This window comes from Embleya sp. NBC_00896, from assembly GCF_045207785.1.
Classification (GTDB): domain Bacteria; phylum Actinomycetota; class Actinomycetes; order Streptomycetales; family Streptomycetaceae; genus Embleya.
Genome location: NZ_CP108777.1, coordinates 1,057,940 through 1,082,130 on the forward strand (window position 1 = coordinate 1,057,940; position 24,191 = coordinate 1,082,130).

Genomic DNA, 24,191 nt, shown 5'->3' on the forward strand with positions numbered 1-24,191 from the left:
CGCCCCAGGTGGCATGACAAACGGCGGTGTCGGGGGCCGGAGCATCCGCCGATGGGCGTGCGGCCCGTGGGCCGAGCCAGGAGCAGACAAGGGATCCGCCGGCACAGCCGATCCGACCTTAAGGCGCCTTCGGGTAGTCAGCTATCCGTAACACGCGCGCCCTGGTCCGCCTGCGCGACGAGGACCCGGACCCGGAGGGCACAGACACCGAACTGATCGCCAATCTCGTCGTGTTGCTCGTGGCCGGCTTCGAGACGACCACGAACCTGCTCGGCAACGGCCTGGCCCTGCTCTTCGGGCACGCCTCCGTGCGGGCGGCGCTCACGGCCGGAGAGCTCCGCGCGGCCGACTTCGTCGAGGAGGTGCTGCGCCACGACTCCCCGGTCCAGCTCACGTCCCGGATCGCGCTGCGCGACGGCCTGGACGTCGAGGGCCTGGCACTGCCACGGCACGGCGAGGTGCTGCTGCTGATCGGCGCGGCCAACCGGGACCCCGCGCGCTACCCCGAACCGCAGCGCTTCGACCCGTGGCGCGCCGAGACCGGGTCACTGAGTTTCGGCGCGGGCATCCACTACTGCGTCGGCGCGATGCTCGCCCGCCTGGAGGCCACCGTCGCCTTCCCCCGGGTGCTCGCCCGCTTCCCCGCGCTCACCCAGGCCCCGGGCGCCACCCGCCACGACCGCCTCCTGCTCCGCGGCTACGGCGAACTCCCGGTACTGCTCGGCGACTAGGGGCGCATCGTGCCGCGATCAGGTCGGTGCCACGTGCGACGGCTCGACCGGCACGTTCACGGTGCGGGTGCCGCCGAGAAGCCCCGGCAGGGTGAAGGCGACCTCCAGGTCGCCGCCGAAGCGCCTGGCCACCACGAACCCCTCGGCGTCCGCGGGCACCTCCTGCTTGAACCCGCCGCCGAGCTGCTTGACCGCCTTGACCCTCGTGCCGATCTCCACCGTTGACCATCCCTTGCCGTCGCGCCGATCCCACCGCCCCGAGCCGGTGCCCCATCGCGCGCGGATCTACTCGTGCGGCGAGTGGACGTACGTCCAAGGCACGAGCGCGCCCCACCCGACGGGCCCGCGCTCGACCAACCGTGTCGCTGCCGCCGACCCCGCCGACCCCGAACGAACACCCCGGGCCACCGGGGTCGTGGACGGGCTCGAAAGAAGACCCATCACCATTGCGTGGCGATCGACGAGACCGGGAAACGCCGGCTCTCGCGCCGGGTGGCCAACGACGAGCCGGAACTGCCCGACCCGGTGGCCGACGTCCTGGGTTCGGCGACGAGATCGTCCGGGCGGTGGACCTGGCCGACGGCGCCGCGGGCGATCGCATGGATCTCGCCGCCCACCGCACCCGTTCGATCAACCGTCTGCGGTCCCCGCCGACCGGCGTATTCCTTCTCTGGAAAGTGAGTTGATTCTCACCAATGCCGCGCCGAGTTCCTTGTCGCGACCGGCGGCGACACGACCGTGCTCGCCACCCCCGACCGCCTCGCCGCCTTCGCCGGTGTCGCCCCGGCCCCGCGCGACTCCGGCCCATCAAGCCGCAGGACGACGGGCGCTTCCTGGTCCGGTCGGATGTTCCGGTCGACGTGGACCCATGGTCGACTGCGCTCGCCCCGGGCCGGGCGCCCCGCTGCTGCCGCTCCATTCCGCAGCGCCCGCCACTTCGCCGAGCTGATTGCGGGAACCGTCCTTCATGCGGCCGTTCGTTGTCACCACACACGCGCGTTTGAACTGGCCTGGTGCGCCCCGGGGTTCGGCACCCTTCGCAAGGGGGAGGCCGTGATTGCCTGGGCGTGCCACCGGCTATGCTCCGGGATGCATGGCCCTGTGACGTGCGGGCGACTACTGCCAGTGGTTGCGCACTGCGGGGCACCACCGACCGCGATGACGGGGTTGGTAGGGGCCGCTGTACCACGACTGCGGCATGCGCAACGGGGTGTGCTTCGCCAAGTGCCTGACGGCCACGGCGTCTGCCGCGCGGCGCGTGCGCGCCGATGCCGATCGCCCCGAGTCGGACACGCCACAAGCGCCGAACCGTCCGCCGGGCCGAGCACGCGTCGGTGTTGGACGGCGAACCTTGACGCGCCGGCGTGTCCCACCGCCCCGTCCGCACGATTTCGAGGATGTCCATGGTTCGAATCGGCTCGCCCCCCGGGCCCCCACGTTCCACCTCCGCCGGTGCCGCCTGGCTGCTTCCGGTGGTTCTCTCTTTTGCCTGTTCGGTTGCCGCCGTCGCCATGGTGGACGCCGATGTGCGTCTGCCGCTGGGCGTCGGCCTCGCGGCGGCCACCCTCGCGATAGGCGCGGCCTGTGCGGAGGCGATCCGCAGAGGCCGTCGAATACGGCAGCTGAATGCCCTGCGCGAGAACGCCGTGGCCGAACAGCACAGCCGCGACGACGCCCAAGCGGCCACCCTGCGCCGCCGCCTCGAGGCCCAGCAAGCCGCGCTGCTGCAGCTCACCGACGAGTTGCTCCCCAAGACGATCCTGCGTCTCCAGCAGGGCGAGTCCGCCCGGGAGATCGTCCACGAATTCGGTGACGCACCCGACGTCACCCCCGAGTTCGCCGCCGCCCAGCGCACCCTGCTGCGCTCGGTCGCCGAGGCCGTCGAGGCCGAGGAGGGCCTGCGCGACTCGGCACAGCGGGCGTTCGTCAACATCGCCCGGCGCGTCCAGGCGATCATCCACCAGCAGGCCACCGATCTGCGCGAGATGGAAGAGCGCCACGGCGCCGCTCCGGACGTCTTCGGCGACCTGCTGCGCCTGGACCACGGCACCGCCCTGATCGGGCGGCTCGCGGACAGCATCGCGGTGCTCGGCGGCGCGCGACCGGGCCGCCAGTGGCAGAACAACGTGGCGCTGTACAGCGTGCTGCGCGGTGCGGTCTCCCGCATCACCGACTACCCGCGCGTCGAGCTGATGGCGGTCGCCGAGGTGGCGGTCGTCGGCTCGTCGGTCGAGCCGCTCATCCACGCGCTGGCCGAACTCCTGGACAACGCCACCCGCTACTCGCCGCCCAAGACGGTCGTCCGGGTCACGGCGAGCGAGGTGCAGACCGGCGTCGCCATCGAGATCGAGGACGGCGGCATCGGCCTCGCCGAGGAGGCGCGCCGCCGTGTCGAGCGCCTGCTCGAAGAGGCGTCCGCCGGCCTGGACCTGACCGACCTGGGCGAGACACCGCGGCTCGGCCTGGCGGTCGTCGGCCGGCTGGCCCAGCAGCACGGGTTCCGCGTGTCACTGCGCCCTTCGGCGTATGGCGGCGTCCGCGCGATCCTCGTGGTCCCCACGGACCTGCTCACCACCGCCCCGATCTCCGTGGTGTCCGGCGCGGCCCCCGGCCTGGACGCGCTGCCTGCGGCCCGTACCCGGACCCCGTCGTCCGACACGACCCGAGGAGCCACTTCGCCGAAGGACGACAACGAGCCGGTGGGACGTACCCCGAACGGGCTGCCGCAGCGGCGTCGGCGTGCGGCGGCCACCCCTCCCTGGTTGGCGTCCGTACCGCCCGACCCGGCCGGCCCCGCGACCGCGTCCGCGCCTCCCGCGCAGAGCGGAACGGATAAAACCGACGCACCCGGACCGGGTCTGTGGCTGGCCGCGTTCCAGAGCGCCGTCTCGGGAGAGGCAGCCACGTCCGGGGCCGCGGCGGACAGCCGCGACGAGCACCAGGACACGCCCCAGAAAGAAGGTGAGCGGTGATGCAGAACCGGGCCGATCTGGACTGGATCCTCAAGGGCCTCGCCGACGGCGTCCCGCAGACCCGGCACGTGGTGGTGCTGTCCGCTGACGGGCTGTGCATCGCCCAGCACGGCGGCGACCAGGACGCCGCGGACCGCATTGCCGCGGCCTGTGCGGGCCTGCAGAGCCTCTCGGCGGCGATCGCGCTGGAACTGCCGCACGGCGACGGGCGCATGCGCCTGGTCGTCATCGAGGTCAACGGCGGGTTCTTCTACCTGATGGCCGCCGGGGTCGGGGCGTACCTCGCGGTGCTCGCCGACGAGGGCGTCGACGCCGGCCTGATGGGCCAGCGCATGCGCGACCTGGTCGCCCGCATCGGGGAACATCTCAGCAGTCCGCCGCGGGCCACCCCCGCAGGGCGGGCCACGTGACCGGACCGCGGCGACTGGACTGGGACGAAGGGTCCCCTGAGCGGCTGTACGTCCTGACCGGCGGCCGCAGCGGCTCGACCGCGCGGGAGCCGCTCGACCTGGTCTCCCTGATCGTGGCGCGGTCGGCTCCGGACCCGGTCCTGCAACCCGAGCACGCCGCGATCGTGCGGATGTGCGCGTCCCCCCTGTCGGTGGCGGAGGTCTCCGCGTACCTGGCGTTACCCGCGAGCGTGGTCATGGTGCTGTTGACCGACCTGATCGCCCAGCGGTGGGTGGAGGCCCGCCCGCCGATCCCCGCCGCGTCGCTGCCCGACGTGGAACTGCTTGAGGCGGTGATGCATGGACTACGAAAGCTTTGAACCCCGGGACTTCCCGGGCCCCCGCCCGCAGGACACCCTGCCGGAGACGGCCACCACCGCCGTCAAGATCGTCATCGTGGGCGGCTTCGGTGTCGGCAAGACCACGATGGTCCGCTCGGTCAGCGAGATCCGGCCGCTGACCACCGAGGAGACCATGACGCGGGCGGGGGAGGGCATCGACGTCGTCACCGGTGTCGAGGACAAGACCGAGACCACCGTCGCGATGGACTTCGGCCGCATCAGCCTCAACGAGCGGCTGGTCCTCTACCTGTTCGGCACACCCGGCCAGGAGCGGTTCTGGTTCCTGTGGAACGGGCTGTTCGACGGGGCGCTCGGTGCGGTGGTCCTCGTCGACACGCGCCGCCTCGAGGTCAGCTTCGACGTGATCGGCCGCCTGGAGGAACGCGGTATGCCGTTCGTCGTCGCTGTCAACGCCTTCCCCGCGTCGCCGCGGCACGAACTGGCCGAACTGCGCGAGGCGCTGGACCTGCCGCCGTGGATCCCGATGCTCGACTGCGACGTCCGGAACCGCTCGTCCAGCCGCGATGTCCTACTCGAACTCACGCGCTACCTGCACGCGATGACGCTCGCAGATTCGGAGACACCATGAGCAGCACCCCCTCGGTCGGCGGCGCCTCGGAAGGGGCCCAGGCGCTCGCCCCGCCGCCGGGCTGCCCCGCGCATGCCGGGTCCGACTCGTACGGTCCGGGCGGCCTGGCCCGGATCTACGGCATCGAGCACCGCACCGACCCGATGGGCCTGTACGAGCGGCTGCGCGCCGAGCACGGCGCCGTCGCGCCGGTCCTGATGGAGGGCGACCTGCCCGCGTGGCTGGTGCTGGGGTACCGCGAGAACCTGGAGGTGGCGCGGTCCGCCAGCCGGTTCACACGCGACTCCCGGCTGTGGAAGTCGCAGCGGGACGGCGAGGTCGCCGATGACTCGCCGTTGCTGCCCCTGGTCGGCTGGCAGCCGCTGTGTGTGTTCGTCGACGGCGCCGAGCACGAGCGGCTGCGCTCGGCGGTCACCGACGGCGTCGACGGCCTGGACCGGCGCGGCATGCGTCGGCACGTCACGCGTTTCGCCGACCAGCTCATCGACGCGTTCTGTGCCACGGGCGAGGCCGACCTGATGGTCGAATACGCCGAGAAGCTGCCGATGCTCGTGCTGACGCAGCTGTACGGCATGCCGGAGGAGTACGGCCCTCGCCTGGTGGACGCCACGCTGGACCTGACGCGCGGCACCGGCACCGCGTTCGAGAGCAACGAGTTCGTGGTGGCCTCCCTCCGTGCGCACGTGGCCAGGCTGCGCGAGTCGCCGGGCGTCGACTTCGCGTCCGCGCTGATGCAGCACCGCGTGGGGATGACCGACGAAGAGGTGGTCCAGCACCTGCGGCTGATCCTGGTGTCGGCGCATATCAACACCACCATCCTGATCGGCAACACGCTGCGGATCATGGTGACCGACCACCGTTTCCGCGCGTCGCTGGCGGGCGCGCGGATGACGCTGCCGGACGCGCTCGAGCAGATCCTGTGGGACGAGCCGTCCACGATCGTGTGCCCGGCACGCTGGGCCACGGGGGACACCGAGCTGGCCGGCAAGTCGATCAAGGCCGGTGACATGCTGCTGCTGGGGCTGGCCGCGGGCAACGTCGACCCGGAGGTTCGGCCCGACCTGGACGCGCCGATGCACGGCAACCGCTCGCACCTGGCGTTCAGCGGCGGCCCGCACGAGTGCCCGGGGCAGGACGTCGGCCGCGCGATCACCGAGACCGCGATCGACGTGCTGATCGGGCGCCTGCCGGACATCATGCTCGCGGTCGAGGAGAAGGAGCTGACCTGGGCCGCGTCCTGGCTGTCCCGGCAGCTGACCTCGCTGCCGGTGAGGTTTACCCCCAAGGCGCGCGTGGCGCCGCCGTCCGGGAAGACGGGGGAGCCCAGGGTCCGGCAGCCGGCGGCAGTGGCGGCTGAGGCGCCGGTCGAGCGGCCCGCGGGTGCGGCCGCGGAGGTCCTCGCGTCGGCTTCGGACGCCGTCGTCGTGGCGCCCCCGGCTCCGGTGCCGGCCCGCGCCCCGGAACGCGTGTTGCTGCTCGATCGGGTGGCGGGCTGGTTCGGCCTGCGCCGCAGGAGGTAGCCGGGACGCCGACGTCGGCGCCTCCGCGTGACGAACCGGGCCGCGGAACCTGAGGGTTCCGCGGCCCGGTTCCGTGCGTCATGCCAATGCGGCGGCTACGTTCCCGAGTGCGTGCCCGCCTCCCGCGCCGCCGCCGCGTCGGTGGTTGCCGCGTGCGGGTTCCGCGCGTACGGCACCATCGGCATCCGGTCGCAGTGGGCGACCGCCGCCGTGACCTCGCGGATGCGCACGCCTTCGACCGGCACGAGTTTCCAGCGGGCGAGCAAGGTGGCCAGCCCGATCGTCATCTCCATGCGCGCGAACGTGTCGCCGATGCACTTGCGGGCGCCCGCCCCGAAGGGGATGAACGCCTCGCGGGGGCGGCCGTCGCTGTTCTCCGGGGCCCAGCGGTCGGGGTCGAAGCGCTGGGGGTCGGGGTAGAGGCGGCGGTCCTGGTGCAGCGCGTACAGGCTGAAGCCGATCTCGGTGCCGGCCGGGAGGGTGACGCCGCCGAGTTCGACCGGTTCGATCGCGCGGCGCATCAGCAGCGGGAGGGCGTGCAGCCGGGCGGTTTCGTCGACGACCTGGGCGAGGTACTTCAGATGCGGTACGTGGTGTGCCTCGACGGGGCCCTGGCCGACCACCGCGTGGACCTCGTCGACGGCCCGCTGTTCGGCCTCGGGGTTGCCTGCCAGTTCGTGGAAGGCCCACGTGAGGGTCGCGGCGGAGGTCTCCGTGCCGGCGAACAGGATGGTGACCAGTTCGTCGCGCACCTCGGTCTCGGTCAGTGCCTCGCCGGTGTCGGCGTCGCGCGCGGCCAGCAGCGACGACAGCAGGTCCGGCCCGTCGTCGCCGCGGTCCCGAGCGACGGCGACGATGTCGTCGATGATGGCGCGCAGCCGGGCCGACGCCGCGTCGAACTGGCGGTTGGCGCGCAGCGGGAGGTGGTCCACAGCGGTCGGCTGGACGGCGCGGACCAGGCCGTACTTGATGAGGATGGGCACATCGTGGCGGATCGCCTCGGCCGTCTCCTTGTCGATCGAAGACGAGAACAGCGTGTCGGACAGGGCGTTGACGGAGTAGTTGTACAACTCCTGGTCGAGGGCGACGGTACGGCCCTCCTCCCAGGAGTCGGACACGGCCCGGGCCCGGGCGGACATGGCCTCGGCGTAGCCGGCGATGCGCGCGCGGTGGAACATGGGCTGCATGAGCCTGCGGTTCCTGCGGTGGGCCTTGGCCTCGGCGGTGGCCAGCCCGTTGCCCAGGAGCACGCGGGCGCGGTCGAAGAACCTGCCCTTGTCGAACGCCCCCGCCTTGCCGACGAGCAGGTCGTGGGTCAGTTGGGGGGTGGTGACGAAGTAGATCGGCATGGTGCCGATGTCGACCCGGACGATATCGCCGCTGTCGGCGAGCGCCTTCAGGAACTCCAACGGACGGCGAAGCAGCGGTATCGCGTGGCCCACCAGCGGGAGCCGACCGGGTGCTCGGGGCAGCGAACGCAGATCACGTGTCATCGCGAATACTCCTTGTCGGTAAAGCGTGTTGCCACTCGGTCGAGATCGGCCCTGGTGAGCTTCATCGATTCAGCCGGGAAGGAGGTCCCACCACCAGGCGATGCACGGGATCGGCAGGGGGGCGGTGCTCGAATCACTCGGGGTGTCGTGGAACGCCGCAGGGAGATTCGCGGGGTCGTCGGGCGTGGTGTACCGATGGGAGCTGACCCCCCAGTCCTGTGAGGCGCGGATGAACGCCGCGAGGCTGTCGACGTACTGGCGCAAGTCGGCGCCGGCGGTGGTGAAGAGCTGCTCGCGGACGCGCAGGAACAGGCAGGTGACGCGGTCGCGTTGAGCGATCACCGTCGGCAACGCCTCTTCGGGGGTGAGGTTGTCGTGGTGCTCGAGCACCCGCAGGACGTTCAGGTAGTACTGGCCGGCACGACTTTCCTTGTGATACGAGAAGATGTCGTTGTCCCACGTGATGAGAAAGTACGCCATCTCCGCCAGCGCGCGCACCCGCAGGTCGTCGCGTTCGTTGGGCGGCAGTTCGTAGCCGTACGCGAACTCCATCATGGGCGGTACGACCGAGGTCGCCCCGTCGTAGAGCCGCATGAGTGTGTAGTCGTTGAGGTCCGGGACGGTGCCGAGCCTGCGATGCGAGGCCTCCCACACCACGGACATGAAGTACTCGCGCAGCGCGTCGACCCAGCGGGCCGTCTGGACGGGCGTGGCGTGCACGGATATTCGGCGCCGCAGGTCGCGCAGGCCCATGGCGAGCGGGTCGTCGACCATCATCGGCGCTTCGGGGTTCTGCGCGATGCGGGTCAGCCGGGACAGGACGGCCACCAGCCCACCGGGGTCCGTGCCGAGGCTGCCCTCCTCGCAGTAGCCGTCGTCGACGCCGAACAGCCACAGGACGAAGTCCGCCATGATGCCGATGGCTTCCTCTTGGCCGTCGGGCAGGATCCTCGCGGCGAAGGTGCCGATCTCCTGGGTGACGAGCTTGGCTCGGAGTTCTTCGGAGCCGATGCGGAACTTGTCGGCCCACTCAGCCGTCTGCTTGTCGATCGCGGCATACCGCGCGTGGATGGCCGGTTGGAACGGCGAATAGATGGGGGGAACGGCCAGTCTCTGCGTCACTTGTCGATCACCTTGGCTCACCGTGCGGCTGAGGACGACGGCGAGACTAACGGAGTTGATCTTGAGAGCGTGATCAACTTTTGCGGAATCCGACGTGGCTTTCCGGCCACATCGATCAACTCGCCTATGGTTTACCGCCACTGCGCGATCGCGAGGTGACGCTCTGACAGGGCGCGTGATTCCGGACACACGAGAACGCTCGCGGCCGGGCCTGACGTGTCGTCATTCGCTGACCGTCCTGGACGCCGCGACCGCCGCCCACGCGCGCCGGAGGCACCGACACCGGCCGTCCGGCGTGCGCGGGCCCGAAGGGGCGTGCCGATAGGCTTCGGGGCTTGAGCGCCGATCACGTCTGGTACGCCGCGTACGGGTCCAACATGCACGCGGCCCGGTTCGACTACTACCTGCGCGGCGGCACCCCGCCCGACAGCGCGCGGACCTATCCGGGCTGCCGGGACCACACCGCGCCGCGCGAGACGATGCCCGTGTTCCTCCCAGGACGGCTGTACTTCGCGCTGGAGTCTCCGGCCTGGACCGGTGGGCTCGCGCTGTACGATCCGCTGGATCCGGGCCGGATGCCCGCCCGGGCCTACCTGCTGACGACGGCTCAGTTCCACGACGTGGCCGCGCAGGAGATGTACCGGCCGCCCGGCGTCGAGCCCGACGCCGACCTCACCGAGGCGCTGACGGCCGGGCGCTCGACCCTGGGACCGGGCCGCTACGAGACGCTGGTGAAGGTGGGTGCCGCCGCCGGCTTCCCGATCCTCACCTTCACCGCCCCCTGGCGCAGCGCCGACGTGGCCTGGAACCCCCCGGCCGCCGCCTACTTGCGGCACCTGGCCGCCGGGCTGGCCGAGGCGCACGGCTGGTCGCCCGATCGGGCGGCGCGCTACCTCGCCCGCTGCCCCGGCGCCGCCGGCAGTTGGACCCGGACCGCCATCGCCGCGCTGGCCGCGACGCCCCGGCCTCAGCGGTAGTCGGGGTTCTCGAAGTCGAACCGGCACCCCGCGTCCCAACCCGCCCGCTGGTTGCCGTACGCCGGCATCCCGCCCGCGTCCTTGAGCAGCCGGGCCAGGTGCATGAGATTCCAGGTCATGAACGTCGTGTTGCGGTTGGTGAAGTCGTTCTCCGGCCCGCCGGACCCGGGGTCCAGGTAGGACGCGCCCGGGCCCACCTCGCCGATCCAGCCGGCGTCCGCCTGCGGCGGGATCACGTAGCCGAGGTGTTGGAGGCTGTAGAGGATGTTCATCGCGCAGTGCTTGACGCCGTCCTCGTTCCCGGTGATCAGGCAGCCGCCGACCCGCCCGTAGTAGGCGTACTGTCCCGCGTCGTTGAGCAGGCTGGAGCACGCGTACAGGCGCTCGATCACGCGCTTGGTCACCGAGCTGTTGTCGCCCAGCCAGATCGGCCCGGCCAGGACCAGGATGTCCGCCGCCATCACCCGCTCGTACAGCGCCGGCCACGCGTCGCTTGTCGCCCCGTGCTCGGTCATGTCCGGCCAGACACCGGTGGCGATGTCGTGGTCCACCGCCCGGATCTCGTCGACCGCGACGCCGTGCCCGGCCAGGATGCCGCGGCTGATGTCGATCAGCCCCTGGGTGTTGCTGACCTCGGGCGATCGCTTGAGCGTGCAGTTGACGAACAGCGCCCGCAGGTCGTCGTAGCGCGCGGGCGGTTGGCCGGTGTCGGTCATCTGGAGGCTCCCGGGTGAGGTGTCGACCACTACCTCGGAAGCGTCTCGCGGGCGCACCGCGATCGGCGGCACATTCTTCGACGTTTCGGGTGATTCCATGAGTCGGTGATCTGTGATCTGTGATCTGTGATCTGTGATCTGTGATCTGTGAGTCAGCGAGTCGGTGATTCGGCGAGTCGCATACGGCGGGTCCGGTCAGTCCGGTGGTACCTCGAACGCGACCAGGCCGGGGCGTCGTTGGTCGTCCACCCGGACCACCAGGGCGCCGGCCGCGACGACGTAATCGGCGAAGCTGTGCTCGGCGTAGGCGGTCGGCAGGCCACCACTGGCGGAGACCACACCGTTGGACAGGTCGCGTCGGGTCACCCGCAGGATGTCGGACCGTTGGGGCGCCTGGGGCTCCACCGTGACCATGCTGTCGGCTTCGAATGCCAGCAGCTCGAAACCGTACGCGGTCGGCAGCACCTGGCGCCATCGCAGTTTCCCGGTGGCGAGCTCGATGGCCACCAAGTCCTCGGCGTCCGGCCCGAACCCGGTGTTCGTCGACTTCACCCGGGCGATCAGCAGCTCGGGGGTGGCGTACATGTCGCCCTTGAACGCGTCGACCGAGACCTCCGACCGCACGTCCCGGGCGGGCCCGCCGTTCGGTGGAAAGGAGACCAGATGGTCCCAGCCCGAGTCGTCGGAGTAGTGGGCCACCAGGGGGTCGGCCCCGACGAGCCCGGCCGCCCGCCAGGCGGACACCTCCTGCCGCCGCCGCTCCGTGCCGCCGGCGGGGTCGAGTTCGAGCAGTCGCGTGGTCAGAGCGCCGCGGTTGGGCGGTTCGCAGAACTCGGCCACCGCGATCGCCGACGGGCCGGGGCGGACGTCGGTCACCCGGCAGTCGCCGTTGACCCAGCGATAGGTCCAGCGCAGCAGCCCGGTCGCGCGCTCCAGACCGACCAGGCCCTCCTCACCAGCCACCACGAACGTGTCGCCGGCGACGGCGGCGATCCGCCGCCCACCCGGCGGGCGGCCGACGGACCGGTGCCACAGCAGCCTCCCGGTGGCGATGTCCAGTGCGGCGATGTCCTCGCACACGACCGGATCCGAGTACGCCTTCCCATAGCCGACCACGCCGATCCCACCGCTGGTGGCCGTCCGGCCCTGCGAGGCGCTGCACGGGACCATCCCCTCGACCGGCGAGGCCACCGCCCACCGCTGGTTGCCCTTCGCGGGGTCGTACGCGCGCACGCCGGACGCGTCGATGCGCACCAGCACGTCCGTGGTGAGCCACAGGCCCACCACGGCGCTGTCCAGGTCGGCGTCCTGGGTCATCGCCGACCAGGTCTTCTGTCGGTTGCCCTCGACCGCGATGGGCGGCAGCGGGTCGCCGCCGGACGCGGCCGCCGCGAGCACCGGCGCCGTGGGTCGGCCGGTGCCGGTGCCGGCGCCACCGCCACCGTCCGGCAATGCGAGCAGGGCTACGATCGCCAGCGCGGTGGTGCCGGCCACACCGGCGACGACCAGGCCGAGGCGCCGGGTCCGGGTCGAGGTCGACGCCGAGGTCCGGATTCGGGCCCGGAGGGACCGGCGGAACCCGGGGGATCGGCCGGGGGCCCGGTCGTTCGGCGGCCGGGCGGGGCGCGACGGCTCCGGGTATCCCGCCACCGGTACGGCAAGCGTGATCTCCCCCGCGGCGTCCGTCCCCAAGGTCTCCTCGGCCTCGTCGAACCCGGACGTCGCCTCGAACTCCCCCACCGAAAGCGGGGGTTGCGCCGGCCGCTCCACCCTGGACTGCGCCGCGCGCGCGGCCGCCAGCACCTGGCGCGGCGTCGGCCGTCCGGCCGGGTCCTTGTCCAGGCATCGCTCGATCAGGCCGACGAGCGGTGCGGGGACACCGGTCAGGTCGGGTTCCAGGTGCACGGTGCGAAAGACCAGGGCGACCTGCGGCCCGTCCCCGAACGGGTCGCGCCCGGTGGCCGCGAACAGCAGCACGCCGCCGAGCGCGAAGACGTCCGCGGCGGGCCCGACCGGGCCGTCCGCGAGGAAGAGCTCGGGCGCGGCGTAGCCGAGCGTGCCCAGGGCCGCGCCGGATCGGGTCAGGTCCTCCGCGTCCGCGGCCCGGGCGATGCCGAAGTCGATGACGCGGGGCCCGTCCTCGCCGAGCAGCACGTTGGACGGCTTGAGGTCGCGGTGCACCACGCCGGCCGCGTGGATGACGATCAGGGCCTCGCTCAGTGCCGCGGCCAGGGTGCACAACTCGGCGAGCGGCATCGGGCCGTCCCGGCGCACCGCCGTGCCCAGCGCCGGCCCGGGCACGAACTGCGTGGCCAGCCAGGGGGTTTCCGCGTCCGGACCGGCGTCGACCAGCGGCACGGTGAAGTAGCCGAGCACTCGCTCGGCGGCCTCCACCTCGCGCCGGAACCGGGACCTGAACTCGGGGTTCGCGGCGAACTCCTCGTGCACGATCTTGACGGCCACCCGATGACCCTCGCCGTCCTCGGCGAGGAAGACCCGACCCATGCCGCCTTGGCCGAGTCGGCCCAACAGGCGGTATCCGCCGACCTGTTCCGGGTCGTCGTCCGCCAACGGTGGTACGTCCACGCTCACCCGTTCCACTTCGCTCGTCGCCCGCACCCCGTCACGACGGGCCACCGCCGGCCGCCTTGAGCATCACCACTCCGACGAACAGCATGGTGTCGTCGTTGGTGAACACCGCCAGGTACCCACCGGAAGCCCGTAGTCCCCTCAAGTCCAGATAGTCGTCGTACGCGCCGCCGGAGAGCGTGCCGGCCGACCGCGCTCGGCCGGCGTCCGCCGACAACCGCACCAGGGCCGGCGCCGGGCCCCATTCGAGCACCAGCACCCCGTCGTCGTCGAAACCCGCGACGAGCGGGATGTATCCGGGCCGCACCGGCACGTGCCATCGGATGCGACCGGTGCGGGCATCGACGGCGACGACCTCCCTGGCCCGGTTTCCCGATTCGCCGCGATCCGTCGTGGTGACGACGGTGTCCTTCCAGCCGAACACGCGTGGGGAGATCTGTTCGCGATTGCGCGGCCACGCGCCCAGTGGGCCGAAGTCCTGCGTCGCGCGCAGCAGCGGGCCCGGCCTGCCGTTGTCGTCGAACACCAGCATCGGGCCCAGGTCGTCCAGTCCCTTGGGCGGTGGGAACACACTGACCGACACCGGTTCCGCGGTCTCCAGTTGCTCGATCGGCGCGTCTCCCGGTGTCGATCCCGACCAACGCAGGCTGCCGTCGGCGGCGTTCAGGGACCGCACCACGGTCGGCCGCGGACGCCGGGACCGCCCCGGCGGCTTCGGGCAGGTGAGCGCCGCGGCCACGGTGGACTGGCCGACCGCGATGGCGTCGAGCGCGCAGTTCTCGGCCGAACCGTCGTACTGCCACACCTGTTCGCCGTCGCGCAGCCGCCACGCGGTCAGCAGGTCCCCGGACTTCGCCACCACCCGGTCCGCGGTCACCCCGATCTCCTCGCTCCGCGGGCCGCCCGGGGAATCCGGGGCGTCGCCGGGGCGGCGGCGCTCCCACCGCACGCTCCCGGTCGCGATGTCCACGGCGACGACGCGATCGCAGTGCCCCGGGCGGTCCTCAGGTTCGTCGCGGCTGCCGAACACGACCACGCCGACCCCGTCCGACACCGTGTGCGAGGCTCGGCACGGCACCATGCCGGGGGCCGGCGGTTTCAGGGTCCACAGCACCTTCCCGCTGCTCGGCGCCAGCCCCCGCACCTCGTCGTTGCCGACCCGGACGAGGATGTCGCCGGTGAGCCACACCTCCATCGCATAGGCCCTCCCCCACTCCGACCGGCGCTTCCACTCGGCCTCGGCATTCCTGTCGTACCGATACAGGTCCTGCCAGGCCCGCGACCAGTCGGACGCGGCGGCGACGGGCCCCATCGCGGAGGTCGGCTGCGGCAGCGGCGGAGGCCCGGACGGGACCGGGGCCGGCGGGGAACCGGACGGCGATCCGTGCGCGCCCGCCGTCTCGTCGCCGCCCCGCAGCGCGACCGCGGACACGCCGCCGACGAGGACGAGGGCCAGGCCGGCCGCGAGCGCGACCCGACGGCGGCGGGTGAACCGGGACGGCGCGGCGGGCGGCGGTGCCGCCGGGGCCGGCGTCGCGGGCAGATGCGGGGCGGGGCCGCCGGCGAGCGCCGCCAGGACCGCGGGCACGGTCGGCCGTACCGCCGGGTCCTTGGTCAGGCAGGCGCCGATCAGCGGCAGCCACGACTCCGGGCAGTCGGTCAGGTCCGGTTCGTCGGTGATCGTGCGATAGCCGATCCGATGCGCGGAGCCCTCCCCGAACGGCCTGCGTCCGGTGGCCGCGAAGGCCAGCACCGCGCCCAGGGCGAACACGTCGACGGTCGGCGCGGACGCGCCGGTGGTGAACTGCTCGGGCGCCATGTAGCCGGGCGTACCGATCACCATGCCGGTCACGGTCAGCCGGGTCGCGTCGGCGGCGCGGGCGATGCCCAGGTCGATCACGAGCGGCCCGGCGTCGGGATGAATGAGCACGTTGGACGGCTTGAGGTCCCGGTGCACCAGGCCCGCGGCGTGGATGTCGGCGAGCGCCGAGGCCAGCGCGAGCGCGAGTTCGCCCAACCGCTCCTCGGACAGCGGCCCGGTCGCGGCGATCGCCTGGGCCAGGCTGGGGCCGGGCACGTACGCGGTCGCCAGCCACGGATCGGCGGCGTCGGTGTCGGCGTCCACCATCGGCACGACGAACCGGCTGTCCACCGCCCGCGCGGCGGCGACCTCGTGCCGGAACCGGGTCCGGAACGCGGCGTCCCGGGCCAGGTGCCGGTGCACGACCTTGAGCGCGACCGCCGGCGCGTCCGGCTCGTCGACCCGGCGCGCCAGCAGGACCCGGCCCATGCCGCCCTCGCCGAGCAGACGCTCCGGGCGATACGGCCCCACGCGCGCGACTTCCTCGTCCCGCTCGGGCAACGGATCCCCCGTCCGGCGTCCTCGCCGGATCCCGGTCGAGGGCTTCCACCGGGGCGCGCGCATCAGCAGGGCGACCCGCCCCGTTCCGCCGCCGACGCGAGCTTAGTGGCAGCTCCCGGGAAGAATTGATCGAGTTTCCTTGACTGTCGTCACATCAGCGACATACTGACCTCGGCGTCGGACGCCGCACGGGCATCCGGCGCGGACCCGAAGGGAAACCATGACCATGCAGGATTCGCCTCCCGACCCGGTCGTGCCGACCACACACGGCGGCATTCGTGGCACCGCGCACGGAAACACCTTCGCCTTCAAGGGCGTTCCCTACGCCGCGCCTCCGATCGGCGCGCGGCGCTTCCGCCCGCCGCTGCCCCCGGAGCCCTGGATCGGAGTCCGTGACGCCCGTGCGTACGGGCCGGTCGCGCCGCAGAACCACGATGTCGTCCTGGAGCGGATGTTCGGCCATCCCCCGTTCGTGCACGACGAGGCGGAATGCCTGAACCTGAACGTGTGGACGCCCGGCACCGACGCCGCGCGGCGGCCGGTGATGGTGTGGCTGCACGGCGGGGCCTTCCTCACCGGCAGCGGCAGCGACCCGGTGTTCGACGGGGTCCGCCTGGCGGAGCGGCACGACGTGGTCGTGGTCACGATCAACTACCGCCTCGGCGCGTTCGGCTTCCTCTACCTCGGCGAACTGCTCGGCGCGGACTACGAGCGATCCGGGAACGTCGGCCTGCTGGACCAGCGCGCCGCGCTCGCCTGGGTCCGCGACAACATCGCCGGCTTCGGCGGCGACCCCGGCAACGTGACGGTGTTCGGCCAGTCGGCCGGCGCGTGGAGCATCGCCGCCCACCTGTCGGCCCCCGGGTCCGGCAGCCTGTTCCACAAGGCGATCCTGCAGAGCGGCAGCGGCGAGGGCGCCCACGACACCGCCGTGGCGGCCGAGGTCGCCCGCGAAGTGCTCGCCGAGTTGGGAATCGATCCCGCCGAGGCGCGTCGACTCCGGGAGGTGCCGACCGAGGACCTGCTCCGCGCCCAGGACGCGGTGAGCCGGGCACGGTGGGCGAAGAGCGAGAGCGTGGCCCTGGCGTTCGGGCCGGTGATGGACGGCCTGACGCTGACCGGGATGCCGCTGGCCGAGATCCGCAAGGGCGCGGGCGGCGACATCCCGCTGATCCTGGGCGCCAACGCCGACGAGGGCCGGATGTTCACCGTGCTCGACCCCTCGGCGAGCGAGGTGCCGGAGGCGGCGCTCGCGCCGATGTTCGCCGCGACGTACGGCGCGCCGGAGCCGGCCCTGGCGGCGTTCCGCAGCGTCGAGCCGGACACCTCGCCGCTCGGCCTGGTGTCGGCGCTGATCGGCGACCAGGGTTTCCGGGCCCCGACCCGCCGGCTGGCCGAGGCGCGGGCCGGCCTCGACGGCGCCGGGGTGTGGCGGTACCGGTTCTGCTGGCCCTCGACCGCGCTCGACGGCCGGCTCGGGGCCTGCCACTCGCTCGAACTGGCCTTTGTATTCGACAACTTGGCGGTCGACGGGGTCGAGCGGTTCACCGGTGCGCGGCCGCCGCAGGAGCTCGCGGACACCCTCGGCCGGGCCTGGGCGGCGTTCGCCCGGGACGGCGATCCGGGGTCGTGGCCGGCGTACGACCGGGTGCACCGGCACACGATGGCGTTCGATCACGCGTCGCGCGTCGAACAGGACCCGGACCGGGTGCTGCGACTGCTCGACGACCGCGCCGAAGCGCACTGACCCCGCGGGTGGACGCCATCGCGACGGACACATCATCTATCGCGTTTCATTGACTGTCGTCCCGATATCAAGATACTGGGGCCCCGGCCTCCACGCCGGCGTTCCACGACAGACCACGTTTCGACACGTCTCGACGGTGGTGCACGTCGAGGTCAGGAGGAAGTCCATGGGCATGGTCGTCAAGACAACCGGCGGTGAGGTCGAAGGCGTGACCTCGACCGCCCTGACCGTTTTCAAGGGGATCCCGTTCGCCTCCCCACCCGAGGGCCCGCTGCGCTTCCAGGCGCCGAGCGCGCCCCCCAAGTGGGCGGGCGTCCGCTCCGCGCGCGAGTTCGGCGCGGCACCGCCGCAGCTTCCGCTGGTGCCCGGCGCGCCCAGGGTGTGGCGACCCGAGGACGGCATGGACTGCCTGAGCCTCAACGTCTGGACACCGGGCGGCGCGGGCGATCGGCTGCCCGTCATGGTGTGGATCCACGGCGGCGCCTGGAAGTCCGGGCACTCCGGCGACCCGACCCACGACGGCGCGGTGCTCGCGCGCGGCGGCGTCGTCCTGGTCACCTTCAACTACCGAGTGGGCTTCGAGGGGTTCGGCCACGTTCCCGGCGCCCCCGCCAACCGCGGCTTCCTCGACCAGATCGCGGCGCTGGCCTGGGTCCGGGACAACATCGCGGGATTCGGCGGCGACCCCGACAACGTCACCGTCTTCGGCGAGTCCGGCGGTGGCGCCTCGATCGCCGCGCTGATGACCGCGCCCGCCGCGCGCGGCCTGTTCCACCGCGCCATCGTGCAGAGCCTGGCCGGCCGCTACATCCCGGAGGAGGAGGCGCGGCGGATCTCGAAACTGATCACCGACGCGGCGGGCGTCGATCCGGACCACCTCGCCGACGTGCCGCCGGAGGTCCTGCTGGCCGCCCAGGACGTCCCGCTCGCGGCGATGGAGGCGGATCCGGGCGCGTGGAGCACCCCGGAGGCCATCACCGCGTTCTCGCCGACGATCGACGGGGTCACGGTCGTGGACAAGCCGTGGCTCGCGCTGGCCTCGGGGGCCGCCCGCGACATCGATCTGATCTCCGGGTACACCCGCGACGAGTTCACCCTGTGGTCGCTCCAGCAGGGCGCGATCAAGCCCAGCCTGATCGGCATGGTCAAGTCGCTGCCGCTGCTCCTGGCGATGGCGCGCAGCCGACCGCCCCGGGACAAGGCGACGCCGAAGCCGGCGCGCCGCTCGATCGACCTGGACGAGGTCGCGAAGCTGCTGGGGCTGGACGCCGACGCGCCGGCGGGCTACCGGGCGGCGATGCCGGGGCGCAGCGACGGCGAGGTGTACACCGCGATGTTCTCCGACTCGCTGTTCCGGATGCCGTCGACCTGGTTGGCGCAGGCGCACGCGGCCGCCGGCGGACGCGCCTTCCTGTACGAATTCGCTTGGCCCTGCCCGGCGTTGGGGGGCGTCCTGGGGGCGGTCCACACGCTCGACGTGCCCGCGACCTTCGGGCACGCCAAGGGCGAGCTCGGCGGGTTCCTGTTCGGCGGCAAGCAGCCGCCGGCGAGTTTCTTCAAGGTGTCCGCGGCACTTCGCTCCGCGTGGATCTCGTTCGCGGCCACCGGCGATCCCGGCTGGCCGCGGTTCACCGCGACCGAGGCCTCGGCCCGGATCTGGGACGTCGATCCCACCGTGGTCGTGGATCCGCTCGCCGCCTCGCGCCGCCTGTGGCGGGCGCGGTCGGAACTGTAATCTCGCTCGTATGCAGTGAATCTAGCGGTGGTCAAAATAACGCAGTACGATTCCGCTGATCGCTGAATCGAATCAGCGTTGTTGGTGACCCGGCGCGGTGCTCCGCCACCGCGCAGCCGAGGGACCGGCGCGATCCGCCTCCGTCCCGCTCACCGCACGACCTCGAAAGCCTGCCCACAGCGCCGGACGGTGCTTCTTCCGGCCCGTCCGGCGGCTGCGGCCGGCAGGCCACAGGCCGACCACTCCGTTCAACGCTCCCGGTGACGGCAATGGCGCCGCCCGCTCCCCGCGCCCGACGGGCTACACCCCACCCCATGAGGTGAGCGCATGGCAGTACTCCGAACAGTGGCCAGACGGCTGCTGTCCTCGATCCCCCTGTTGTTCGCGGTCTCCGCACTCACGTTCGTCCTGGTGTCCCTGGTGCCCGGGGACCCCGCGCGGACCATCGTCGGCCAGCACGCGACCGAAGCGCAGTACCACACCGTTCGCGACCAGCTGGGCCTGGACCAACCGCTGCCCGTGCAGTACTGGCACTGGCTGGAGGGCGTCGTGCGCGGCGACCTGGGGTCCTCGCTGTTCAGCGGGGAGCCGGTCACCACGATGCTCAACAACCGCGTCCCGGTCTCGCTGTCGCTGATCCTGGCGGGCACCGCGCTGTCCGGGATCGTCGGCGTCGCGCTCGGCGTGCTCAGCGCGCGACGCGGCGGGACGCTGGTCCGGGCCGTCGACGTGCTGTCGCTGCTCGGGCTCGCCGTCCCGGCGTTCTGGCTGGCCCTGGTGCTGATCGCCGGCCTGGCCGTGCGTCTCGCCTGGTTCCCGGTCACCGGCTACGTACCACTCGCCGAGAATCCCTTCGAATGGGCCCGGTCGCTGGTCCTGCCCGTCCTGTCGTTGTCCCTGGGCGCGGTCGCGATCATCGCCAAACAGACCCGCGACTCCGTGTTGGACGTGTCCGGCAAGGACTTCATCCGGGTCATGGAGGCGAACGGCTTCTCGCCGCGTTCGATCCTGTACCGCCACGTGCTGCGCAACGCGGCCATGCCGGTGGTGACCGTCCTGGGCGTCGTCCTGGTCAACCTGCTCGCCGGCACGGTCTTCGTCGAGACCGTGTTCGCGATGCCGGGCCTGGGCGGCGTGATCCAACAGGCCACCGTCCAGCACGACATCCCCGTCATCCAAGGCACCGTCCTGTACATCACCCTGCTCGTGGTGCTGGTCAACCTGCTCGTCGACCTCGCCTACAGCCGGCTCGACCCGAGGGTGCGTGCGGCGTGAACGAGCCGACCACCGCCGCGACTTCCGGCGCTGCCACGTCCGAAGTCGTCGCTTCCGACACCGTCGCTTCCGACACCGCCACCGCCAAGACGATCCCTTCCGACGCGGTGACTTCCAAGCCCGTCCAGGGCGCTCCCACCAAGCCCGTGCGCGCCGGTCTCGCCCGCCGCGTGGTCCGCCGACCCGCCGCGATGTTCGCGCTGGGATGGCTCGTCCTGCTGACCGTCGCCACCACCGGCGCGTCGCTGATCACCGCGCACGGGCCGCTCGAACAGGATCTCGGCAGCGTGTTGTCGGGACCGTCCGGGGCGCACCTGCTCGGGACCGACGGCCTCGGCCGCGACCTGCTCAGCCGGCTGCTGTTCGGCGGCCGGTCCACCCTTTTGGCCGTCGCCGAGGCGCTCGCGGTCTACCTGCTCATCGGGGTGACCCTCGGCCTGCTCGCGGGCTACCTCGGCGGCCGGATCGACCGGCTGACCATCTGGACGGCCGACCTGATGTTCGCGCTGCCCGGGATCATCATCGTGCTGGTGGTGCTGTCGGTCTTCCCCGGCAACCTGCACGCCGCGATGATCACCTTCGGGGTGCTCGGCAGCCCCGGACTCGTCCGCATCCTGCGCTCGCAAACCCTGGGCATCCGCGAGGAGTTGTACGTCGACGCGGCCAAGGTCGCGGGCCTGTCCCACCCGCGGATCCTGTGGCGGCACATCCTGCCCCGGATGGCGAGCATCGTCATCGTCCAGGCCGCGCTCTTCGCCGCCATCGTGGTCACCATCCAGGCCGGTCTCGGCTTCCTCGGCCTTGGAGCGCAACCGCCCGACCCCTCCTGGGGCGGCCTGGTCTCCGACGCCTCCCAGGCCATCGACCGCGACCCCTGGATGCTGGTACCCGCCGGCGTCCCCATGGTGATCACCGTCGTCGCGCTCGCCCTGCTCGGCGACGCGGTCCGCGACGCGGCCGTGGAGAACTGGTCGGTCCGGCAGGGTTCCGGCGGCCCGCGGCGGGAGAAGGCCGACCGCGTACCCGTCGGGACCACGCCGAGCGCACCGGATCCCACGGCGCTGCTCTCGGTCCGCGACCTGTCGATCGAGATCGGCGGCGTGCTCGTCGTGCAGGGGCTCAGCCTCGACGTCCGCCCCGGGGAAACCCTGGGCGTGGTCGGCGAATCCGGCTGCGGCAAGTCGGTCACCTCGCTCGGCATCCTGGGCATGGTCCCCGGCGGCGGCCGGATCAGCGCCGGCAGCGTCGTCTTCGACGGAACCGAACTCGTGGACCGGCCCGAGGCGTTGGCGCGCGTGCGCGGATCGGGAATCGCCTACGTCTCCCAGGAACCCATGGTCGCCCTGGACCCCACCTACCCCGTGGGCCACCAACTGGCCGAAGCGGTACGCCGACACCGTCGCTGCGATCGCGCCGCCGCCCGGCAGCGTGTCCGCGAACTCCTGGACCTGGTCAACCTGCCGAACCCGGAGGCGGTGGCCGCGCGCTACCCGCACCAGCTCTCCGGCGGCATGGCCCAACGCGTGGCCATCGCCCTGGCCCTGGCCGGTGAACCCAAGCTGCTGATCGCCGACGAACCGACCACCGCCCTGGACGTCACCGTCCAGGCGGAGATCCTCGACCTGCTGCGCGCGCTCCAGGCCGAGACCGGCATGGCCGTCCTCATCGTCACCCACGACTGGGGCGTGGTCGCCGACCTGTGCCGGCGCGCCGTGGTCATGTACGCCGGCCAGGTCGTCGAACAGGCCGTCGTGGACGCGATGTTCGACGTGCCACTGCACCCCTACACCGCCGGCCTGATGGCGGCCAACCCCCACCACGCGGGCGCCCGCGGCCCGCTCCCGACCATCCCCGGGTCGGTCCCCGCACCCGGAAACCGGCCACACGGCTGCGCGTTCGCCGCGCGCTGCCCGCGCGTCACCGACGAGTGCACCCGCGAGCCGGTGGCCCTGGTCGAACCGGCACCCGGGCGACTCACCCGCTGCGTGCACGCCGAGCACCTGCTCACGGAGGGATCCCGCCGATGACACCACCGCTCGTGCTCGACATCCGCGACCTGGCGGTCGAGTTCCGCCAGGGCCGAAGGATCCCGCCGCTGCGCGCGGTGGACGGCGTCTCGCTGAGCATCCGGGAGGGCGAAACCGTCGGCCTGGTCGGCGAATCCGGCTCCGGCAAATCCACCATCGGGCGCGCCGTGCTGGGCCTGAACCCGATCCACTCCGGTCAGGTGCACTTCGAGGGCACGGACATCACGCACGCCGCCCGGGCCACGCGCCGCGGCCTGGCCTCCCGCCTGCAGGTGGTCTTCCAGGACCCGTACTCCTCGCTCAACCCCGCGCGCACGATCGGCCGGACCCTGGCCGAACCGCTCGTGGCGCACCGGCGATCGGACCGTACGGAGATCGCCGAACGGGTCGCGACGATGCTGGAGCGGGTCGGCATGCCGGCCGACACCGCCGACCGCTACCCGGGCCAGTTCTCCGGCGGACAGCGCCAGCGGATCGCCATCGCCCGGGCCTTGATGATCTCCCCGCGGCTGGTGATCTGCGACGAACCGGTCAGCGCGCTCGACCTGTCGATCCAGGCCCAGGTGATGAACCTCCTGGGGGACCTGCAAAGGGAGTTCGCGCTCAGCTACCTCTTCATCGCACACGACCTGCCCGTGGTCCGCCACCTGTCGCACCGCATCATCGTGCTCTATCGCGGCCAGGTGATGGAATCCGGCACCGCGGACGAGGTCTACACCGACCCCGTCCACCCGTACACGCAGACCCTGCTCGCCGCCGTACCGGTACCGGACCCCCGCGTCCAACGCGCCCGCAGGCAACGCCGCGTCGCGGCCGAGCCCCCGCGCCCGCCCTCGGCGGCCGGTTGCGTCTTCGCGCACCGCTGCGCGCACGCCGTGGACATCTGCCACACCGTGCGCCCCGAACTGCGGGCCGTCCCGGGCCCGTCGAGCACGCACGCGGCCGCGTGCCATCGCAGTGCGGAACTGCACCCCCACCCCGTCGCCGCGAACCCTTCGGCGAAGCATCACCCGGTTCCCACCGGTCATCACGTGAGAGAGGGATCGTCTTGCGAAGACTCCGAATAGCCCATGCGGTAGCGGCTGTTGCCGCGCTCGTGCTGGTCGCCGCCGGTTGCGGCGGCTCGTCGACGGGGAGCTCGGGGGGCAAGGGCGACACGCTCACCCTCGTCTCGCTCAGCCCGCCGGCCAGCCTCGACCCGGCCAAGGCCAACGTCGGCTCCGACAACTGGTTCGTGAACCTGACCTACGACACGCTCCTTCGGCTCGACGCGAACGGGAAGACCCAGCCGGCTCTGGCCACCGAATGGGGCTATGTCGGCGCCGGCAACACCGACTTCGAGTTCAAGCTGCGCGAGGGTGTGAAGTTCGCGGACGGCACTCCGCTCACCGCCGAGTCGGTGGCCGCGTCGCTGAACTACACCCGCAAGAACGGCCTCAACGTCTCCTGGTTGTCGTCGATCGAGTCGATCACCGCGACCGGCCCGCTGAGCGTGCGCATCCACTGCGCCACCCCGAACCCGGTCCTGCCCCGGCTCCTGGACCAT

The 24,191-nt window shown here is 72.1% G+C and carries 18 protein-coding genes and 2 pseudogenes; 14 read left to right on the forward strand and 6 right to left on the reverse strand.

What is annotated here, in order from left to right; genetic code table 11:
• Window positions 1-230: 230 nt before the first annotated feature.
• Entirely contained in the window at window positions 231-731 is a 501-nt protein-coding gene (locus OG928_RS37970) for a cytochrome P450 (RefSeq protein WP_331766548.1), read from the forward strand.
• Between the two features lie 18 nt (window positions 732-749).
• Here the strand turns inward: OG928_RS37970 and OG928_RS37975 are convergent, their stop codons facing one another.
• Window positions 750-950, reverse strand: a complete 201-nt coding sequence (locus tag OG928_RS37975) for a hypothetical protein (protein WP_331766549.1) — start codon at window positions 948-950, stop codon at window positions 750-752.
• Between the two features lie 483 nt (window positions 951-1,433).
• Between OG928_RS37975 and OG928_RS37980 the strand changes: the two are divergent.
• From OG928_RS37980 to OG928_RS38005, 6 genes and pseudogenes are all read left to right on the forward strand, one after another.
• Window positions 1,434-1,559 (forward strand): annotated as a pseudogene (locus tag OG928_RS37980) (transposase); the annotation flags it as partial.
• Window positions 1,560-2,134: 575 nt separating this feature from the next.
• Window positions 2,135-3,703 carry an ATP-binding protein gene (locus tag OG928_RS37985; protein WP_406292095.1) on the forward strand — a complete coding sequence of 523 codons (1,569 nt, stop codon included), beginning with the start codon at window positions 2,135-2,137 and terminating at the stop codon, window positions 3,701-3,703.
• Entirely contained in the window at window positions 3,703-4,113 is a 411-nt protein-coding gene (locus OG928_RS37990) for a roadblock/LC7 domain-containing protein (RefSeq protein ID WP_406291567.1), read from the forward strand. Before OG928_RS37985 ends, OG928_RS37990 begins: the two co-directional genes overlap by 1 nt.
• Complete coding sequence (locus OG928_RS37995) at window positions 4,110-4,472, forward strand: DUF742 domain-containing protein (protein WP_331766553.1); 363 nt, start codon at window positions 4,110-4,112, stop codon at window positions 4,470-4,472. The genes OG928_RS37990 and OG928_RS37995 overlap by 4 nt, the downstream gene beginning before the upstream one ends.
• Window positions 4,453-5,082: an ATP/GTP-binding protein gene (locus OG928_RS38000; protein WP_331766554.1), complete on the forward strand. Its 630-nt coding sequence runs from the start codon at window positions 4,453-4,455 to the stop codon at window positions 5,080-5,082. Before OG928_RS37995 ends, OG928_RS38000 begins: the two co-directional genes overlap by 20 nt.
• The gene (locus OG928_RS38005; RefSeq protein WP_331766555.1) at window positions 5,079-6,602 is read left to right on the forward strand and encodes a cytochrome P450; all 1,524 of its coding nucleotides are present in this window, start codon (window positions 5,079-5,081) and stop codon (window positions 6,600-6,602) included. The genes OG928_RS38000 and OG928_RS38005 overlap by 4 nt, the downstream gene beginning before the upstream one ends.
• A 95-nt stretch (window positions 6,603-6,697) precedes the next feature.
• On the opposite strand, the gene OG928_RS38010 is transcribed toward OG928_RS38005, so the two are convergent.
• On the reverse strand, window positions 6,698-8,095 hold the full coding sequence (locus tag OG928_RS38010; RefSeq protein ID WP_331766556.1) for a cytochrome P450: 1,398 nt from the start codon (window positions 8,093-8,095) through the stop codon (window positions 6,698-6,700).
• A gap of 69 nt (window positions 8,096-8,164) precedes the next feature.
• On the reverse strand, window positions 8,165-9,217 hold the full coding sequence (locus OG928_RS38015) for a selina-4(15),7(11)-diene synthase (RefSeq protein WP_331766557.1): 1,053 nt from the start codon (window positions 9,215-9,217) through the stop codon (window positions 8,165-8,167).
• A 377-nt stretch (window positions 9,218-9,594) separates the two neighbouring features.
• Here OG928_RS38015 and OG928_RS38020 point away from each other — a divergent pair, with 377 nt between their 5' ends.
• On the forward strand, window positions 9,595-10,194 hold the full coding sequence (locus OG928_RS38020; RefSeq protein WP_331768260.1) for a histone deacetylase: 600 nt from the start codon (window positions 9,595-9,597) through the stop codon (window positions 10,192-10,194).
• On the opposite strand, the gene OG928_RS38025 is transcribed toward OG928_RS38020, so the two are convergent.
• The 3 genes from OG928_RS38025 to OG928_RS38035 form a co-directional block, all read right to left on the reverse strand.
• Window positions 10,185-10,910: a flavodoxin family protein gene (locus OG928_RS38025; protein WP_331766558.1), complete on the reverse strand. Its 726-nt coding sequence runs from the start codon at window positions 10,908-10,910 to the stop codon at window positions 10,185-10,187. The two genes, OG928_RS38020 and OG928_RS38025, sit on opposite strands and share 10 nt — an antisense overlap.
• A 195-nt stretch (window positions 10,911-11,105) precedes the next feature.
• The gene (locus OG928_RS38030) at window positions 11,106-13,547 is read right to left on the reverse strand and encodes a protein kinase domain-containing protein (protein WP_331766559.1); all 2,442 of its coding nucleotides are present in this window, start codon (window positions 13,545-13,547) and stop codon (window positions 11,106-11,108) included.
• Window positions 13,534-15,831, reverse strand: coding sequence for a protein kinase domain-containing protein (locus OG928_RS38035; protein WP_406291568.1), 2,298 nt, complete (start codon window positions 15,829-15,831; stop codon window positions 13,534-13,536). The genes OG928_RS38030 and OG928_RS38035 overlap by 14 nt, the downstream gene beginning before the upstream one ends.
• Before the next feature lie 250 nt (window positions 15,832-16,081).
• On the opposite strand from OG928_RS38035, the gene OG928_RS38040 reads away from it, so the two are divergent.
• The 6 genes and pseudogenes from OG928_RS38040 to OG928_RS38065 all read left to right on the forward strand — a co-directional run.
• The gene (locus OG928_RS38040; protein WP_331766561.1) at window positions 16,082-17,608 is read left to right on the forward strand and encodes a carboxylesterase/lipase family protein; all 1,527 of its coding nucleotides are present in this window, start codon (window positions 16,082-16,084) and stop codon (window positions 17,606-17,608) included.
• A gap of 172 nt (window positions 17,609-17,780) precedes the next feature.
• Window positions 17,781-19,343: a carboxylesterase/lipase family protein gene (locus OG928_RS38045; RefSeq protein ID WP_406291569.1), complete on the forward strand. Its 1,563-nt coding sequence runs from the start codon at window positions 17,781-17,783 to the stop codon at window positions 19,341-19,343.
• Window positions 19,344-19,670: 327 nt separating this feature from the next.
• The gene (locus OG928_RS38050) at window positions 19,671-20,618 is read left to right on the forward strand and encodes an ABC transporter permease (RefSeq protein ID WP_331766563.1); all 948 of its coding nucleotides are present in this window, start codon (window positions 19,671-19,673) and stop codon (window positions 20,616-20,618) included.
• On the forward strand, window positions 20,615-22,645 hold the full coding sequence (locus tag OG928_RS38055) for a dipeptide/oligopeptide/nickel ABC transporter permease/ATP-binding protein (RefSeq protein WP_331766564.1): 2,031 nt from the start codon (window positions 20,615-20,617) through the stop codon (window positions 22,643-22,645). Before OG928_RS38050 ends, OG928_RS38055 begins: the two co-directional genes overlap by 4 nt.
• The gene (locus tag OG928_RS38060; protein WP_331766565.1) at window positions 22,642-23,712 is read left to right on the forward strand and encodes an oligopeptide/dipeptide ABC transporter ATP-binding protein; all 1,071 of its coding nucleotides are present in this window, start codon (window positions 22,642-22,644) and stop codon (window positions 23,710-23,712) included. Before OG928_RS38055 ends, OG928_RS38060 begins: the two co-directional genes overlap by 4 nt.
• 167 nt (window positions 23,713-23,879) lie before the next feature.
• Window positions 23,880-24,134: pseudogene (locus OG928_RS38065) on the forward strand (ABC transporter substrate-binding protein); the annotation flags it as partial.
• Window positions 24,135-24,191: the final 57 nt, after the last annotated feature.